The sequence below is a fragment of the Vibrio sp. Of14-4 genome, from assembly GCF_022347625.1.
GTDB classification, from domain to species: Bacteria; Pseudomonadota; Gammaproteobacteria; order Enterobacterales; family Vibrionaceae; genus Vibrio; species Vibrio pristinus.
In genome coordinates, this window is sequence record NZ_JAKRGI010000012.1 from 99617 (window position 1) to 115294 (window position 15678).

At 41.9% G+C, this 15678-nt stretch carries 12 protein-coding genes and 1 pseudogene; 5 read left to right on the top strand and 8 right to left on the bottom strand.

Annotation, left to right across the window (positions count from 1 at the left end; genetic code table 11):
• Nucleotides 1–49 precede the first annotated feature (49 nt).
• Together MHN79_RS13280 and MHN79_RS13285 are read right to left on the bottom strand one after the other, a co-directional pair.
• Nucleotides 50–1354: an inosine/guanosine kinase gene (locus MHN79_RS13280; protein ID WP_160927975.1), complete on the bottom strand. Its 1305-nt coding sequence runs from the start codon at nucleotides 1352–1354 to the stop codon at nucleotides 50–52.
• Nucleotides 1355–1463: 109 nt separating this feature from the next.
• Nucleotides 1464–1934, bottom strand: coding sequence for a CreA family protein (locus MHN79_RS13285; RefSeq protein ID WP_239173286.1), 471 nt, complete (start codon nucleotides 1932–1934; stop codon nucleotides 1464–1466).
• A 153-nt stretch (nucleotides 1935–2087) separates the two neighbouring features.
• On the opposite strand from MHN79_RS13285, the gene MHN79_RS13290 reads away from it, so the two are divergent.
• Complete coding sequence (locus MHN79_RS13290; RefSeq protein ID WP_239173287.1) at nucleotides 2088–2591, top strand: flavodoxin; 504 nt, start codon at nucleotides 2088–2090, stop codon at nucleotides 2589–2591.
• An 18-nt stretch (nucleotides 2592–2609) separates the two neighbouring features.
• Here the strand turns inward: MHN79_RS13290 and MHN79_RS13295 are convergent, their stop codons facing one another.
• On the bottom strand, nucleotides 2610–3065 hold the full coding sequence (locus MHN79_RS13295) for a methylglyoxal synthase (RefSeq protein WP_239173288.1): 456 nt from the start codon (nucleotides 3063–3065) through the stop codon (nucleotides 2610–2612).
• 10 nt (nucleotides 3066–3075) lie between these two features.
• On the bottom strand, nucleotides 3076–4035 hold the full coding sequence (gene torT / locus MHN79_RS13300) for a TMAO reductase system periplasmic protein TorT (RefSeq protein ID WP_239173313.1): 960 nt from the start codon (nucleotides 4033–4035) through the stop codon (nucleotides 3076–3078).
• Nucleotides 4036–4154: 119 nt separating this feature from the next.
• Here torT and torS point away from each other — a divergent pair, with 119 nt between their 5' ends.
• A complete protein-coding gene (torS, locus tag MHN79_RS13305) occupies nucleotides 4155–7034 on the top strand; it encodes a TMAO reductase system sensor histidine kinase/response regulator TorS (protein WP_239173289.1) in 2880 nt (959 codons plus the stop codon).
• Between the two features lie 109 nt (nucleotides 7035–7143).
• Here torS and MHN79_RS13310 read toward each other — a convergent pair whose 3' ends face one another.
• On the bottom strand, nucleotides 7144–7617 hold the full coding sequence (locus MHN79_RS13310; protein WP_160927965.1) for an SET domain-containing protein: 474 nt from the start codon (nucleotides 7615–7617) through the stop codon (nucleotides 7144–7146).
• A gap of 171 nt (nucleotides 7618–7788) precedes the next feature.
• Nucleotides 7789–8937: an iron-containing alcohol dehydrogenase gene (locus MHN79_RS13315; RefSeq protein ID WP_239173290.1), complete on the bottom strand. Its 1149-nt coding sequence runs from the start codon at nucleotides 8935–8937 to the stop codon at nucleotides 7789–7791.
• Nucleotides 8938–9281: 344 nt separating this feature from the next.
• Here MHN79_RS13315 and MHN79_RS13320 point away from each other — a divergent pair.
• Nucleotides 9282–12200 (top strand): annotated as a pseudogene (locus tag MHN79_RS13320) (glycosyl hydrolase family 18 protein); the annotation flags it as partial.
• 96 nt (nucleotides 12201–12296) lie between these two features.
• On the opposite strand, the gene MHN79_RS13325 reads toward MHN79_RS13320, so the two are convergent.
• Together MHN79_RS13325 and MHN79_RS13330 are read right to left on the bottom strand one after the other, a co-directional pair.
• On the bottom strand, nucleotides 12297–12815 hold the full coding sequence (locus MHN79_RS13325) for a hypothetical protein (protein WP_160927959.1): 519 nt from the start codon (nucleotides 12813–12815) through the stop codon (nucleotides 12297–12299).
• A gap of 97 nt (nucleotides 12816–12912) precedes the next feature.
• The gene (locus MHN79_RS13330) at nucleotides 12913–13278 is read right to left on the bottom strand and encodes a NirD/YgiW/YdeI family stress tolerance protein (RefSeq protein ID WP_160927957.1); all 366 of its coding nucleotides are present in this window, start codon (nucleotides 13276–13278) and stop codon (nucleotides 12913–12915) included.
• A gap of 162 nt (nucleotides 13279–13440) precedes the next feature.
• On the opposite strand from MHN79_RS13330, the gene MHN79_RS13335 reads away from it, so the two are divergent.
• Complete coding sequence (locus tag MHN79_RS13335) at nucleotides 13441–14913, top strand: cobyric acid synthase (protein WP_239173292.1); 1473 nt, start codon at nucleotides 13441–13443, stop codon at nucleotides 14911–14913.
• Nucleotides 14910–15668 carry a molybdate ABC transporter substrate-binding protein gene (gene modA, locus MHN79_RS13340; protein WP_239173293.1) on the top strand — a complete coding sequence of 253 codons (759 nt, stop codon included), beginning with the start codon at nucleotides 14910–14912 and terminating at the stop codon, nucleotides 15666–15668. The genes MHN79_RS13335 and modA overlap by 4 nt, the downstream gene beginning before the upstream one ends.
• Nucleotides 15669–15678 lie beyond the last annotated feature (10 nt).

The following is a 15678-nucleotide window of genomic DNA, read 5'->3' on the forward strand; positions in this document are numbered from 1 at the left end:
GAGCTTAGTTTGGCAAGAGAGCAGTTAAGAGCTGCTCTCTATAAATAGATTAACGATCCCAGTAAGTTTCTTCTAGACTGTCTTCCCTTTCAGGCAAAGCTCTTGATAAACGAGGGGAATGCTGGGTTAATACTTCATAGCTTACACGGTTTGCATACTTGCAAATCTGCGATAGAGAAGAATAAGTCAGGTAGGGATGATCGTGTTTAGATGAATTAGGTACATTCATGTGGTGATGACTATTGGCCGCCATATCATGCAAAAGTGCCGACAGTGCCGCATCTCCTGCGCCGTTGGTATTTTTTATCTCAAGCGGGCCGCCTAAGTATGGACCGATATGAGAGTATACTTTGATAGGTGTAGTGCAATCGTCTTTGCGCATAGCGCGGCTAAATTCATATTTATTAAATTCAGCAATATTGCCAGGAAGTAATGGAAGCTCTGTTGTTCGTTTAACCGAATCTTCCGTGTAACCTGCCATGTATAAACCTACAGGACCTGCGGTACATAGCACAAGATCAACCCATTCAAGAGCTTTGTCGGCAGCCAGAAGAGGGTCTTTCTCACCAGTAAGTGCTTCTCCTTCCTCTTCATTCATCGCAACAATCGAAATATTTTCTTTGATGTAGTCTTGCCACCATTCTGCATTACCCTCAATGACCCATTTTGTCCCTAAAGTTAAAACCACCGGGACATTTTTAGACTTCGCAATTTCTATCGCTCTGGCTACGGCTTTAGGCATTGGATCTTCGGGTTTACCGCGCATCAAATAGGACGAAACGATAAGTGCGGAGGCTTTATCGAATACATCTTCAGGAATACTATCCGGACGGAGCTTATTCATATGCCCTTCGTTTATCGCAAAGGTTCGCTCACCATCTTTAGAGATTAGGGTGTAACAACGCCCGATAGCACCTTCCACCATTTGCAAATGATTGAGGTTCATTCTTGATGATGTTCTACATAAATAGCGATAAGCAAACGAGCCAACTTCGATATTCTTAGACATAACACCGAGTAAGACAGATTTACTATCCGCAAGCACAGAGTAATTATGTAATGTATTACCGATAGTGTCTCCGGGGTATTGATGTGTGATCAGCTCTCGATTAACCAGCTCAGCATACAATTCGTCTGCCGTACTCTCTTCAACGACTAAAGAATGACCTTTACTCAAATCATATTTTGCCAAGAAGTCGTCATCAACTCTTGCTTCAATATCAACGATTGTCTGACCAACACCGACAATGATCGGTCTAAAAAGCTTGGGTGTCTGCTTCATTTGGTTGACAAGTGGATCTCTTGCGTGAGTAGGGAAGTAGTGCTTCGATTTACGTTGTCCAGGAAATTTCATCTTTTGAACAGGGTTAGAAATTTTCGCGCATCATATCACATTATAATAGGATTGCTTCCATTTTATTTACAGGAAATAGGGCCAATTTCTCATACACTGGCCCTTTCTACTATTTGGTTACAACCGCTGTAGAATATGCTTTCGTCCCCCAGAGTGGAACCGTTGATAAACTATGTTTGAAGCTACCTTCTGTTTCTTTTGTTGTATAGGATAAATAGAGTAAAGTTTGATTTTCTGCATCATAAATTCGTCTAACTTTCATAGACTTAAAGAAGATACTTTTTGACTTTCTAAACACGACTTCGCCCGACTTACTCTTATCTATTTTAGCGATCATTTCTGGTGTTATATCTCCAGTTTGACGACATGAAATAGAGCTATCACTTGGATCAGCTAAGCTAAAGTCGGCTTCCACCGAGGCGATATGGCAGGTTACGCCGGTTACCACATCATCTTTTAAATTTTCGATTTTGATATCTTTTAACGTAAACAAACCCAAAGACACATCGCCAACCTCGTTGTTATCGCAAGCAGTGAGTCCAAGAGAGAGCATAGTTACCGCGGCTATTTTCCTTAACATGATTTTATCTGTCACTTTTTCATTTGGTTAGGCAAATTAAAACAGGTTGAACCCAAATATTCTAGATGGAACTTGAGTGGATGGTTAAAAATACTTGTGACGTCATGTCGTTGTCTATAAGCTTGCTCCATGTTTTCCCATAAGGCTTGAAATATGGACCAAAGTCCAAATGAACTTCTTGAAATCAAAAATCATTGGTTCAGCCAGCAAGTAGAAGTCGATTTTCCTACCCAAGAGAGCCTGTTGGGACGAGAGCTGTATTTATCTGCGGCTCATTCTCGTTCTTGTAGTCAAATAAAAACGTTGCCGACTGCAAATGCAGAATTTGCTGAGGACGACATTTATAAAGTGGATTTTCACCGATTAACTGTCATGTTTTCGTTATTACAAGCTAAGCGCTGGAATAGCGAACAAGATCAAGCCTTGGTGATTGAATTTTTGAGCCAGATAATCTTTTCTGAACCTTGTGACTTATATGTCGGCTTCCATCAAGGTGAGCCTTCGGCAGCAGCGGTTGTAACAATAAAAGACGATTCTATCTTGATATCTGATATTGTTACAAACTCCGACGATTCAACGGCTTTTCTCTCCACTTTGCTAAACCACTCTGCGGTCGCAGCTCATAAGTACGCCCATATCTTTGTTGAATCAAATTAACCGCCAGCGCTGCATTAATCAAAGTCTTTCAGCAAGGTAGGCTTGATAATCTGGAATTTCTATACTGACCTCAGATTCGATCAAATCTGAAGCAACAAGAAAATTTGCAGTAGCTCGGTTGGCCGCAACCGGGATATTCCAAACACTTGCTATTCTTAATAGTGCTTTGACGTCGGGATCATGCGGAACGGCATTAAGTGGATCCCAAAAAAAGATCAGTATATCTATCTTACCTTCAGAAATAAGTGCTCCTAGTTGCTGATCGCCTCCCATAGGACCAGAAATCATACTTGTTATCTTGAGGCCCGTTTCTCTATTCAGAATTGTTCCCGTTGTGCCTGTGGCATACAAAGTGTGACTTTGTAGCTTTGTCTTATGTTCCAAGACCCATCGCAGTAGCTCTGGTTTGTAGTTATCATGAGCGACAAGAGCGATATGTTTGCTTTTTGACATCGTACGTTTGGTTTTTTTCATCGGTTTTGTCCTAGTTATTAACATGAAAGGTAGGGCGATACTCTGACGGTGACAAAGATTGAGATATCACATTTGGATTAAGCTTTTCGGGCGTTAGCGGTTCAATAACAGGAGTTTGCTTGGATTGATAGGGTAATCCGCGAAGATAATTGACTGCCTGTTGAACCGACATCCGCCCTTGCTGCACCATTTTGTCCGTGGGAGCGAACTCGACTCGATTACGAAGTAAACCGCGATAAACCCCATGGCTTAAGTAAGTAGCGATAAGACCAATTTCACCAGACTTATTTGCAATTCGTAATTCACTGATCGCAGCTTCAATCGCAACTGCGCTTCCTACGATATAGTCTATGTCATCTCGCTCGATGATTTGCTGGACTAAGTTACGTTGTAACTCCTTGTCGTTGTCAGCCCAGTAGGATTGAATAATGTGAATATCACTATCTTGAACCGCATTAATGAAACCCTGGAGTACGGGAGCAGTGCCTCCGCTTGCCTTCGGGCCTAGTAATAGTGCGACATTAGCTTGTCCTGAGCTCTTGGGATGTTTATCTTTGAGGTACTGTCCCACATAATAGCCCATCCAATACCAATCGACGCCTACTTGGCCTTTAAGCTGGTGAGATTTTGGGTCGAGAGTCAGTGCGTTAACACTGGCGAAAACAGGTGTGTTGCCTACTAGCTGATGTATTTTGTTCAAATAAAGATCGGGACTTACCGTACCTAAAATAATGGCGTCTGCATTCCATTCATGGCATTTTTCTAGCTGAGCTTGTTGTTTTTGTTTGTTAGGGTATCCTCCAGCCTCGAAAACTTTGAGGGCGATGCTTAATCGTGCCGCCTCATCAACCATGCCATAATTTACGGATAACCAATACGAGTCTTTCAGGTGTGGATATAGAGCGCATAGCTTTAACGGCTTTGTCGATGCAGCTACATTTCCTGTCAAAAAGCAGCTGACTAGAAACATGGCTATCGAAGAATGTTTAAGGTTTAAGGCTGAAAGCATGAGGTACACCGTTGCGAATAAGTCCATAAACATTGCAGAATATAACCTATTGTCAACACCCACAGAAGAGTAACTGCGAAATGTTATTAGAAAAGGCCAGTATTGGTCGAAAATTACTGTTTGCGTTTGTCGCGATGGCAACCTTAGTGATGATCTCTTCAGCGATTGGGGTAGTTGGCTTTTCGTCAGTTGCCAGAACAGAGCGACAAGTGGTTAACTTAGCCATTCCCTCCATGATAGAGGCCAGACAAGTCTCTGAGCTCAGCGCTCGCATTATATCTTCTATTCAAACGCTCTCGAGTGCAAAGACGGAAGCAGAGCGACAGCAATCTGGAAAAGTTCTATTTTCTCAGTTAGAAAAGTTACTCTCACATATTAAACAACTCGGATCGGATTCATTTGATTCTAACTTGTTAACCCAATTAGAAGATGAGTTGCAAACCGTGATTAATACATTGGCTGAGCTTGGACTTGTGGTCGAGAAAAAGCTGTTTCTCGAGAAACAGTTATCTAGTATTACAGGGTCACTTCGACAACAAGCGTCTGAGCTAGAGGTGCTGACAGGGACGCAAGTAGCAAATACCAGCACAAACGCTGTAGCGAATGTTACCCAAATATATAATCTGTTGGATAACAAAAATACAGATAAAGTCTATCAAGCACTAGATACTTTGGTCGAAGTTGACCTAGATCGCGCTGAGCGTTTACATGAGCTGCATTTACTGGCCTTTAAATTACTCAACCACATTGAAGAAACAAGAACCACTTCTAACATCGATCGAATAAACAGCATTAAAGAAGCGTTTAAAACCAACCTTGAGATCATGAAACGTCGTATACAAACGATTGAAGATCCCACTCGTTCTATCCAAATGAAGCAGCTTTTAACAGAGTTAGACCATGGAAGTGTCGTGTTTGATTTGTTGGTTGAGCGCTACCAAAGCGAATATACAGCTCAAATGCTATTGCGTAACACCTTAGTTCAATTAACAGATCTAAATGCAACTGTTGCTAAACTGATTGACGAATCTAACATGGCCACGACCGATGCAGTCACAACATTACACACAACGCTTCAATATTCACAGTTTAGTTTGGCTTTCATTACCCTAATGGGGATGGTGATCGTTGCTGTGATTCTTTGGCAACTTGTTTATGTTTCAGTGGTAAAGCGTTTAGCCGAGTACTCAACGGCATTGTTGTCTGTTGCCAATGGTCAGTTAAACATAGATATTAACGTAGAAGGTAACGACGAACTCGCTGATATGGGAAAAGCCATAGTCAATGCGAGAGATACTGCTAAGTCACTTAAATTGGTCGCAGAAAGTGAAGCACAAGCCAAGCGAGAATTGGAGAAGCACAAAGGGCATCTCGAGGAACTTGTCGCCGAGAGAACACGTCAACTTGAAGAGAGCAATGAAAAGCTTAACCAAGAAGTGATCAACCATGAACTCGCAAGAGCGACCGCAGAGAAAGCTAATCGTGCAAAATCAACCTTTCTTGCCACCATGAGCCACGAAATTCGAACTCCCTTGAATGGTGTATTAGGAACCGCTCGGCTGCTCAAAGATACAGGGCTTAACTCTAAACAAAATCACTTTATCGATGTAATTAATCGTAGTGGTTCAACCTTATTAGCAATCTTAAATGATGTGTTAGATTACTCAAAAATCGAAGCTGGCTTTTTAGAAATAAGGCCGGTAGATTTTGGAATTTATGAGACAGTTCGAGAGGTTAAGCAGTTACTCGATAGTAAGGCGAAAGAAAAACGTATTGAAATTCGCGTTTCTATTGACAGTAGGGTTTCGCCATATTTGCTTGGCGATGTGACCCGTATAAGCCAAGTACTAACGAACTTAGTCGGCAACGCGGTCAAATTCACCGACGCTGGACATGTCACTATTAGTGTCTCACCGGATCCATTTCAACCAGAGAATACACACTTTGTCGTGTCGGATACCGGAATAGGTATTGAAGAAAATGAGCAGGAGAACCTGTTTGATGCCTTTACACAAGCATCGGGAGGTATTCAGAGTATGGGAGGAACTGGGCTGGGATTGGCTATCAGTAAGCGGATTGTTCAGGCAATGGGTGGTGAGCTACGACTAGAGTCTAAAATAGGTTCGGGCAGTCGGTTTAGTTTCAGCCTTTGCCTACCAGAGGGAAGCCAACATTCTTCCAAGTATCGGCCTTCTGAGACGGTTCAACTAGCACGAGTACTGCTTATTGAAGATAACCCTGTCAACAGTATGGTTGCAGAGGGCTTTTTGGAAAGTTTAGGTCATACGGTTGATACCGCCCATGATGGAGAATCGGCGAAGAGACTGTATGGTAAGAACCATTACGACATTGCATTGATTGATATTAACCTTCCCGATTGTAATGGAATGGACCTTCTCACCACGTTAAAACGTATTAAAAGTGACAGCGTAGCGAAGATGATTGCAGTTTCGGCACATGTGTATAACGAAGAAGTGCAAACCTATCTGAGTGCTGGCTTTGATGGCTTTTTACCCAAGCCTCTTGATAAAGACGCATTATCCGACATGCTGCAAAAAAGCTTGACCGAGTCAGGCTCAAATCAACCAGCTTTTGACCCGCCTGAACAAAATCAAGACGATGAAACTCATATTGTTAATGCCAAAACAATCGAGCAAGATATATCGATTTTAGGGCAATCCAAAATGAAAGAAATTATCGACATATTTGATGAGATGGCGAAAGATATATTGCAGCTTATGCAGGAAGCGGAAAATAATCGGGACCCAAACCAACTGAAGGCGCTAGCACACAAGTTGAAAGGTTCTTCAGGAAGCTTAGGCTTGCTCGCTTTATATGATATGTGTTTAGATCTTGAAAAGGCGGATCATCCCATTGTCGCATATCAAAAAATCAAGTCACAACTGCCGAGCTTGATTCAACAGTCTAGTGACTCATTACATCGATTGGTCACTCGATAAGCGTTTGTCAGTCTCGACTGGGAAGTGTTTCCCCATTTCACCCCTAATAGTTGGAGACTTGAACTTATTATTCGTGATAGGCGATCAGAAGGAGGGGTTTATGACGTGCTTAGGTTAATTTAGCGTCGGAAAACAGATTAATAAGTTCTTTTGCTGAATCTATAAGAGCGTTGTGTGAATTTATTCCATCAACTTTTATATTTTCAGAATCTTTAAATTTATTAACATCATCATTAGCTAGAAAATACTTATAGTCAACAGTTAATTCGTCTCCTATATTTATGTCAGTTTTAGCAAAACATAACCCACAATGATAAAGCATTGTAGGGTCGACTGAATGGTTAATTCTTTCTTCAGGCCCTATTTTATCTCCAGTTAAAAATACTTCACCAATCCATCTTACAGCAGACCATGTAATGACATCATTACCTTGTCTTTGTTTTTCTTGGTATTCTTCTTCAGTAAGAATATCAGCTTGATATGAGAGGATTGCAAGTAGTTGGCCTTTAGTAGCACTTTCGGCAGCAAACAAACCCAATCCTTGTATAGTTGAGTTCTTCACTTCAGTTTCAATCATTAACATTTTAACTCTCTCCATAGAAAAATTAATAAATATATTTTTATAGAATGAAGTTTATGCTGAATAATATTACACTGCTATCTAAAAAAATAGCTATTCTATCAAATAATTAGATTATATTCAGATTGATTTATTTAATTAAATTAAAAGCAGCAAATGCTGCTTTTATCAATATTATGCAATCGCGCTTGTTAGTATTTGGCGACTGGCTTCGAGGGTGATCGTTTTATTCTCACCTAGAGCTTTCAAACCATGGAGCTCTAACTGAGAGACTACAGCATCAATCGCTTTCTGCTTGTTATCACCATGCTCGGTTAATTGAGTGGATACCTGCATCGTTTGGTAAAAGCTTTCGATCGCATTGATGGTTCTTTCGGCTAAATCGTCTGATTTAGTTAGGCCAAAAACGTTAACACCCATTTGCTCCAGTTTTGCACGTTTATGCGCAAGCTGATTTCTAAGTAGGGAAGGCTGTACTATTGCGAGTGAACGAGCATGATCGACGCCCCACAGCGCTGTAAGTTCGTGGCCTATCATGTGAGTTGCCCAATCTTGAGGAACGCCAGTTCCAATTAGACCATTAAGTGCTTGGTTTGCTGTCCACATGAGATTTTCACGCCAAGCATCGCTATTACGTTGTTCAAAGCTTTCACCAAGCGTTTTTAACGTGCGCAATAGGGTTTCAGCATAACCATCTTGAACCATGGCACCATGGCTTGTGGTTAAATACTGTTCGCATACATGCACCCAAGCATCAACAATACCATTAATCAGTTGCTTCTCAGGTAGTGTTTTCATTACATCAGGATCCATTACAGCAAATTTAGGCTGAACATGTGGACTACCAAAAGACAACTTATCTTGGGTTGCAGCTTTAGTAATTACCGCACCTGCATTGGATTCAGAACCTGTTGCAGGGAGTGTAAGCACTGCGCCAAGAGGAGTGGCGTCTGATACTTGGTAGTCACCTGTCAATATATCCCAACCATCACCTTGGTATTTTGCTGCGGCTGCAACATATTTTGAACCATCAATAACAGAGCCACCGCCAACAGCGAGAATAAAGTCGATGTTCTGTTGTTTGACTATGTCTACCGCCTTATCCAGCGTTTCTTTGGTTGGGTTCGCCTCAACGCCTGAAAACTCAACCCATTGGTGGTCTTTAAGTGAGTTGACGACCTGGTCATAAACACCGTTTTTCTTAATTGAGCCACCGCCATAAATAACCAAAACTTTATCGCTTGGTGAGATGGATGACTGTATTGAGCTTATTTGGCCTTGTCCAAAGAAAATTTGGGTAGTATTAACATAACTAAAACGCATTGCCATTCCTTTGTTATCTGTAGTTAGAGGCCCGAATTTTATCGGGACTGAACGTTGATGTTGACCTTTACAAACTGCACGGTCAATCCAGCATATTAAGAATATATGGGGATAACATCAGCAAAATACCAGTGGCTTAACACGACATGTTTTCGCCGCAAATTTACTACTGAGAAATTGCACTTCAGACAGAAAAACTTGCGAGCGATTTTATAGATATTACATTTTTAATCTTGAGCGGCCCTGTTCTTTTCTAAAGTTATTTCACGATGAAATTTAAGTTGGCTTAAAAACAATAAAGTCAGCAAACAGAAAATAAAACAATAACTTAAAGGAAAACAAGAATGTACCTAACAACGTCAAGGACTCATCGACGCCTCTTTCAGCTGAGTTTACTCAGCGCTTCCTGTCTGACTGTATTTCAAAGTTATGCTGCGATTGATTGCACACCTTTATCCGATTGGGATAATCAAACAGTCTATACTGGAGGGCAGAAAGTCCGGCACTTAGATTATGCTTATCAAGCAAATTATTGGACGCAAGGTGATGCACCTGATGCTAACTCTGGCCAGTGGTCTCAATGGAAAGAGTTGGGTGCATGTTTGGCTGATACAAACCAACCACCGAGTGTTGATTTGACCTCTCCTAAGACCTCAGATTCAATCCAAGTCGACCAAACTGTTGTGATAGCTGCTACTGCGAATGATTCCGATGGCTCTATAGAGAAAGTGGTTTTCTCTGTTGACGGTCAACCTATCGGTGAAGATAAAACCTACCCGTATTCGATTAATTGGCTAGCAGTTGCAGGTAACCACAATATTACCGCGATAGCTCATGACAATCGTGGTGCACAAAGTATTGTTAGTAGCGTTGATATAAAAGTGTCCACAACCCAGCCAGGTAATGAACCTCCAACCGTGGATCTTATGTTATCAGCTAACAGTGTTGCTCTTGGCGATACCGTTACTTTTACATCAAACGCAGTAGATAAAGATGGTCGTATTGAAAAGGTGGAATTTTATGTTGCGGGAGAACTCGTTGGCACTGCAACAATGGCACCGTATTTACTGGATTACCAGACTTCCAGCAAAGGGGTACTGCCTGTTATTGCTATAGCAGTTGACGATAAGGGGGCTTCCTCAAGTTCATCAGCTGTGCTGCTTGAAGTGAGTGAAGCCCCTAGTGTTGCTTCATGCCGTCCAGATGGTTTGTATCAAACTGAAGGTGTGAGTGTACCTTATTGTTCCATCTATGACGAAAACGGACGTGAAAAAATGGGGGCTGACCATCCTCGAAGAGTGATAGGTTATTTCACTAGCTGGCGCTCTGAAGATGATGAACAAACCTCATATTTAGTAAAAGACATTCCTTGGCAGCATCTGACACATATTAACTATGCGTTTGTCAGCATTGGCTCTGATGGCAAAATGAACATAGGTGATGTGAACGATCCCGATAACCCAGCAGTGGGTAAAACTTGGTCTGATGTTGATATTGATCCCTCTCTTGGTTTTAAGGGCCATTTTGGTGCTCTTGCGACATATAAGCAGAGACATAACGTAAAAACCTTGATTTCCGTTGGTGGTTGGGCCGAAACAGGTGGTCACTTTGATAAAAATGGTAACCGAGTAGCGGATGGTGGCTTTTATACTATGACTACTAACGCTGATGGCTCGATAAACCATGCGGGTATTGAAACGTTTGCAACATCTGCGGTTGAAATGATGCGCAAATATAAGTTTGATGGTTTGGATATCGACTATGAATATCCGACATCGATGGCAGGTGCAGGAAATCCAGATGATAAAGACTTTATGGAGCCAAGACGTCGCTATTTATGGGCTTCATACCAAGAGTTAATGAAAGTACTGCGCAATAAACTGGATAAGGCATCAGCACAAGATGGTATTCATTACATGCTTACTATTGCCGCGCCTTCTTCTGGGTACTTGCTGCGGGGAATGGAGTCTTTTGATGTAACTAAGTATTTGGATTACGTCAACATCATGACTTATGACCTACACGGTGCGTGGAACGATCACGTTGGGCATAACGCAGCACTTTATGATACGGGTAAAGATTCTGAACTTATACAATGGAACGTCTACAAAACCGCAGCGTATGGTGGTATCGGTTATCTAAATACAGACTGGGCCTATCACTATTTCAGAGGTTCAATGCCAGCAGGTCGTATCAATATTGGTGTCCCATATTATACAAGAGGCTGGCAGAACGTCAGTGGTGGAACGGATGGATTATGGGGCAGAGCAGCATTACCTGATCAAACTCAGTGCCCTCCAGGCACTGGAGAAGGTGAGAAAAACAATTGTGGGCACGGTGCGGTTGGCATTGACAATATGTGGCACGATAAAGATGCTAACGGCAATGAGATGGGGGCTGGTTCAAACCCCATGTGGCATGCTAAGAATTTGGAGAATCAAATTTGGGGTACATACTCATCTGCATACGGGCTTGATCCTGTTAATGATCCGAGCGATCGATTAACGGGGAACTATACACGCCATTATGACAGCGTCGCTGTTGCACCATGGCTATGGAACAATGAGAAGAAAGTCTTCCTATCGACTGAAGATAAGGCTTCTGTCAACCTCAAAGCAGACTATGTAATTGATAAGGAAATTGGCGGTATCATGTTCTGGGAGCTTGCGGGTGATTACAATTGCTACTTACTTGATAGCCAGGGGTTAAGATCGCAAATTGATGAGTCTGAGCAAGCGTGTTTGTCAGGTCGAGGGGAATACCATATGGGTTCGACCATAACCAAGACTATCTACGATAAGTTCAAATCCGCTACGCCATATGGTAACAAACTATCAACGACCCCCATTGCTTCTCAGGCTCTGGATATCAATGTGACCGTGACGGGTTTCAAAGTGGGTGATCAGAATTACCCAATCAATCCTAAAATCACTTTCACCAATAATAGTAACCAAGCTTTACCTGGAGGAACAGAATTCCAATTCGATATACCTGTTTCCACGCCAGACAATGCTAAAGACCAATCTGGCGCGGGTTTATCGGTTATATCATCTGGTCATACCCGTCCCAATAACGTTGGTGGGCTTGACGGGCCAATGCATCGAGTGTCTTTCACTCTACCCAGTTGGAAGACTTTACCGGTAGGGGGCTCTTATGAGCTTGATATGGTTTACTACTTGCCTATTTCTGGTCCTGCTAATTACAGCGTGAAGGTTAACGGGGTCGACTATGCGTTCAAATTTGAACATCCAAACTTACCGATAGCGAGCAGTAGCAGTAAGCAACAACAAAGTGAGCAGTAGAGACCAGTCCAAGAGGCTTTGGGAATCCAAAGCCTCTTAATCGCCGAATTGGATTAACTAGTAATGAAACCTAACAGACATAGTAACCTGAGGGCCATAAAGACCATTATTGCGAGTTTCAGCAGCAATCGAGAGTTGGTCCGTTGAGTGAAAACGCACACCAGCATAAAAGACCGAGCTATCGTCATTACGACCCAGTCTCCCAGTGGCCTCTATTTGATCGGCAAGCCATAACCTGATACCAATATTTAGCTCACCGGTTGTTTCTCTGCGCTCTTGGTATTCACGAGTGTACTTGGTTTGATGCAAAAGAAGCTGACCATATATATCCGCGAATTGGCTTATTGGGCCGTTAAATCCAACGCCTCCGGCGAAATCATAATCCTTATCGAATAATGTATCGGCTCTTAAGACAAAGTGAGAGTTATCAGTAAAATAAGTACTAAGCTCAGCGCCAAACAATTCAGGGTTAATTGCCGTTCTTACTTCGATAAAGTTGTAGTTAAAGTTGTTTGCATTTACAGCGCTAGCAAAACCAGAGCATAAAAGAGCGCTGATTAAGGTGATCTTTTTCAAAGTAAGTACTCCAACTCGCATCAAGTTTTTGACGGTTAAAATATTGTGCAATAAGTAAGCCAAATATTATCGCAATCGGAGCTGAATTACTTTATGTTTACAAAACTTGAATATGATCCACTTCAATTTCTGGACTATTTCCACCAGAGAATTTGCCAAAAATCCGTAAATCTGTATTTGCATCAATAGATTGATCTAACTTCACTTTATCACTGACTTCAATTTGAATTTCTCTCTTACCATCTGAGAAAATAAAACTGGCAATACTAATTTGCCGGACAATATGCCCATCAAGAATTGCATTACGCTTAGTAAATACACTATTGTCATCTAACAAAGAATCGACGGTTGTTAAATTTACCGGCCCATTAAACTGAATTCCTGAGGGGATTTCGCTACTGGCAATACCTGCTAATGGCAGGAGCAAGAGTGTTATAGCAATCGATGACAGTATTTGTCTCACTGTTCTTCCTCTTTTGTTTCCACAAGGTCAACATCATTATGCCATGTGGGTTATTTGACGACTCGGACAAAACGATGCAAGTGACATTCAAAAGTTGAGAGAAACGGTACAAAAACGTTATGATGATTGTTCTCTACTACATGAAAAACCAAAGAATGTAATATGCAGACTCCATCCAAAGCATTGATGGTTCAAGGTACAACTTCAGATGCTGGCAAAAGTGTTTTTGTTTCTGCGTTATGCCGCCTTCTCGCGCGAAAGGGAGTTAAAGTAGCGCCTTTTAAACCACAAAACATGGCGCTTAATAGCTCAGTTACGAAGGATGGTGGCGAAATTGGACGAGCCCAAGCGGTACAGGCTCAAGCATCATGCACACCGACGACCGTGCATATGAATCCAGTTCTGTTGAAACCCAATTCCGATACAGGGGCACAAGTTGTTCTGCAAGGCCAAGCGATTGGAAACATGGAAGCTGTCGGATATGATAATTACAAGCAAACCGTATTTCCCAAAGTTCTAGAATCTTTTTCGATATTACAGCGAAATTATCAGACTGTTGTTATTGAAGGCGCTGGTAGTCCCGCAGAAATCAATCTTCGGCATAACGACATTGCCAACATGGGTTTTGCTGAGGTTGCAGACGTTCCAGTGGTCATTATTGCAGACATAGATCGTGGCGGCGTTTTTGCTCACATTGTTGGAACATTGGAACTCCTATCGGAATCGGAACATGATCGCGTTGTAGGTTTTGTTATTAATCGCTTTCGTGGTGATATATCTCTGCTCCAATCAGGGCTTGATTGGTTGGAAGAAAAAACATCAAAGCCAGTACTCGGTGTTTTGCCTTTTCTGCATGGCTTAGAGTTGGAATCAGAAGATAGTATCAGTAGTGAGCAGAATATAGGGGAAGTTATACAACTCCGAGTTGTTGTACCTGTATTAACTCGAATGAGTAATCATACTGACTTTGATGCGTTAAGGGCCCACCCAAATATTCATTTTCGCTATGTTTCCAAAGGCGAAAAAATTGATCGTGCTGATCTGGTGATATTACCTGGAACAAAGTCAGTAAGATCTGACCTTGACTATTTACGTTCACAAAATTGGGATAAAGATATTCAACGCCATGTGAGGCTTGGTGGAAAACTGATAGGGATTTGTGGAGGCTATCAAATGCTGGGACGCATTATAAGAGATCCGTACGGGGTTGAAGGGGAAGAGGGGGTGTCACATGGACTAAATTTTCTACCCATTGAAACTGAACTTACCAAGCGAAAACAACTCACAGAAGTGCAAGCAATACTTAGACTAAATCAAAAAAGTACACCAGTAACTGGGTATGAAATTCATGTAGGTCGAACGTCCAATGATGAAAAGGATGCTGCGATCTTTGACGCGAATGGTTTGAAGCCAGTTGACGGAGCTATCAGTGAGTGTAACCAAGTCTTTGGAACATACTTGCATGGAGTTTTTGACTCACCAAAGGCGCTAGAGCTGATATGTGAGTGGTCTGGTGCAGGCCATATCAAAGCGATTGACCATGCGCAGCAACAAGAAAATGCAATAGATAGGATTGCTGATGCGGTAGAAAAACACATCGACTTAACGCAAATTTGGCCAGAGCTCTATCAATGAACCATAGAACGTACTGTGCATCTAGAGCCATCACCGTATTCCTTGTTTTGTTGATTTCGACAGGGGTTAACGCCACATCGATCAACATCTACGCAGCTTCGTCATTGACTAATGTAATCAAAGCATTAGGTGATGCATATTATGCTAAGACAGGGGTTACAGTCGTTCCTGTCCTAGCTAGTTCTTCTTCTCTTGCCAAGCAAATATTGGCCGGTGCGCCTGCAGATATATATATTTCAGCGAACACTCAATGGATTGATTACCTAGTGGAGAAAAATAAAATACAAAGTGACGCCGTCACTAGTATTGCGAGTAATAAACTGGTCGTGATCGCACCGAACAATCAGTTAATGGCGTTAGATGTGAGTAGCAAAGAGCAATGGTTAACTCACTTAAAAGACAAGCGATTAGTGGTAGGGGATACTCGGGCTGTACCAGTTGGTATTTATGCCAAACAGGCTCTGCAAGCTATGGGCGTGTGGCAGTCTTTGCACGATAAGTTGGCCCCTGTAAGTAATGTTAGAGTGGCGCTAAGACTTATTGAGCGAGAAGAAGCCCCGTTGGGTATTGTCTACCAAACTGATGCTCAAACAAGTTATAAAGTTAAGGTTGTAGCGACGTTTCCTTCATCCAGTCATACAATGATTACATATCCTATGGCACTACTTAATTCTGATACAAAAACTCTTGATTTTGCTAACTTTGTGCAAAGTAAACAAGGAACGGCCTTACTAAATCAGTACGGTTTTCAATAGGAGTCAGTAA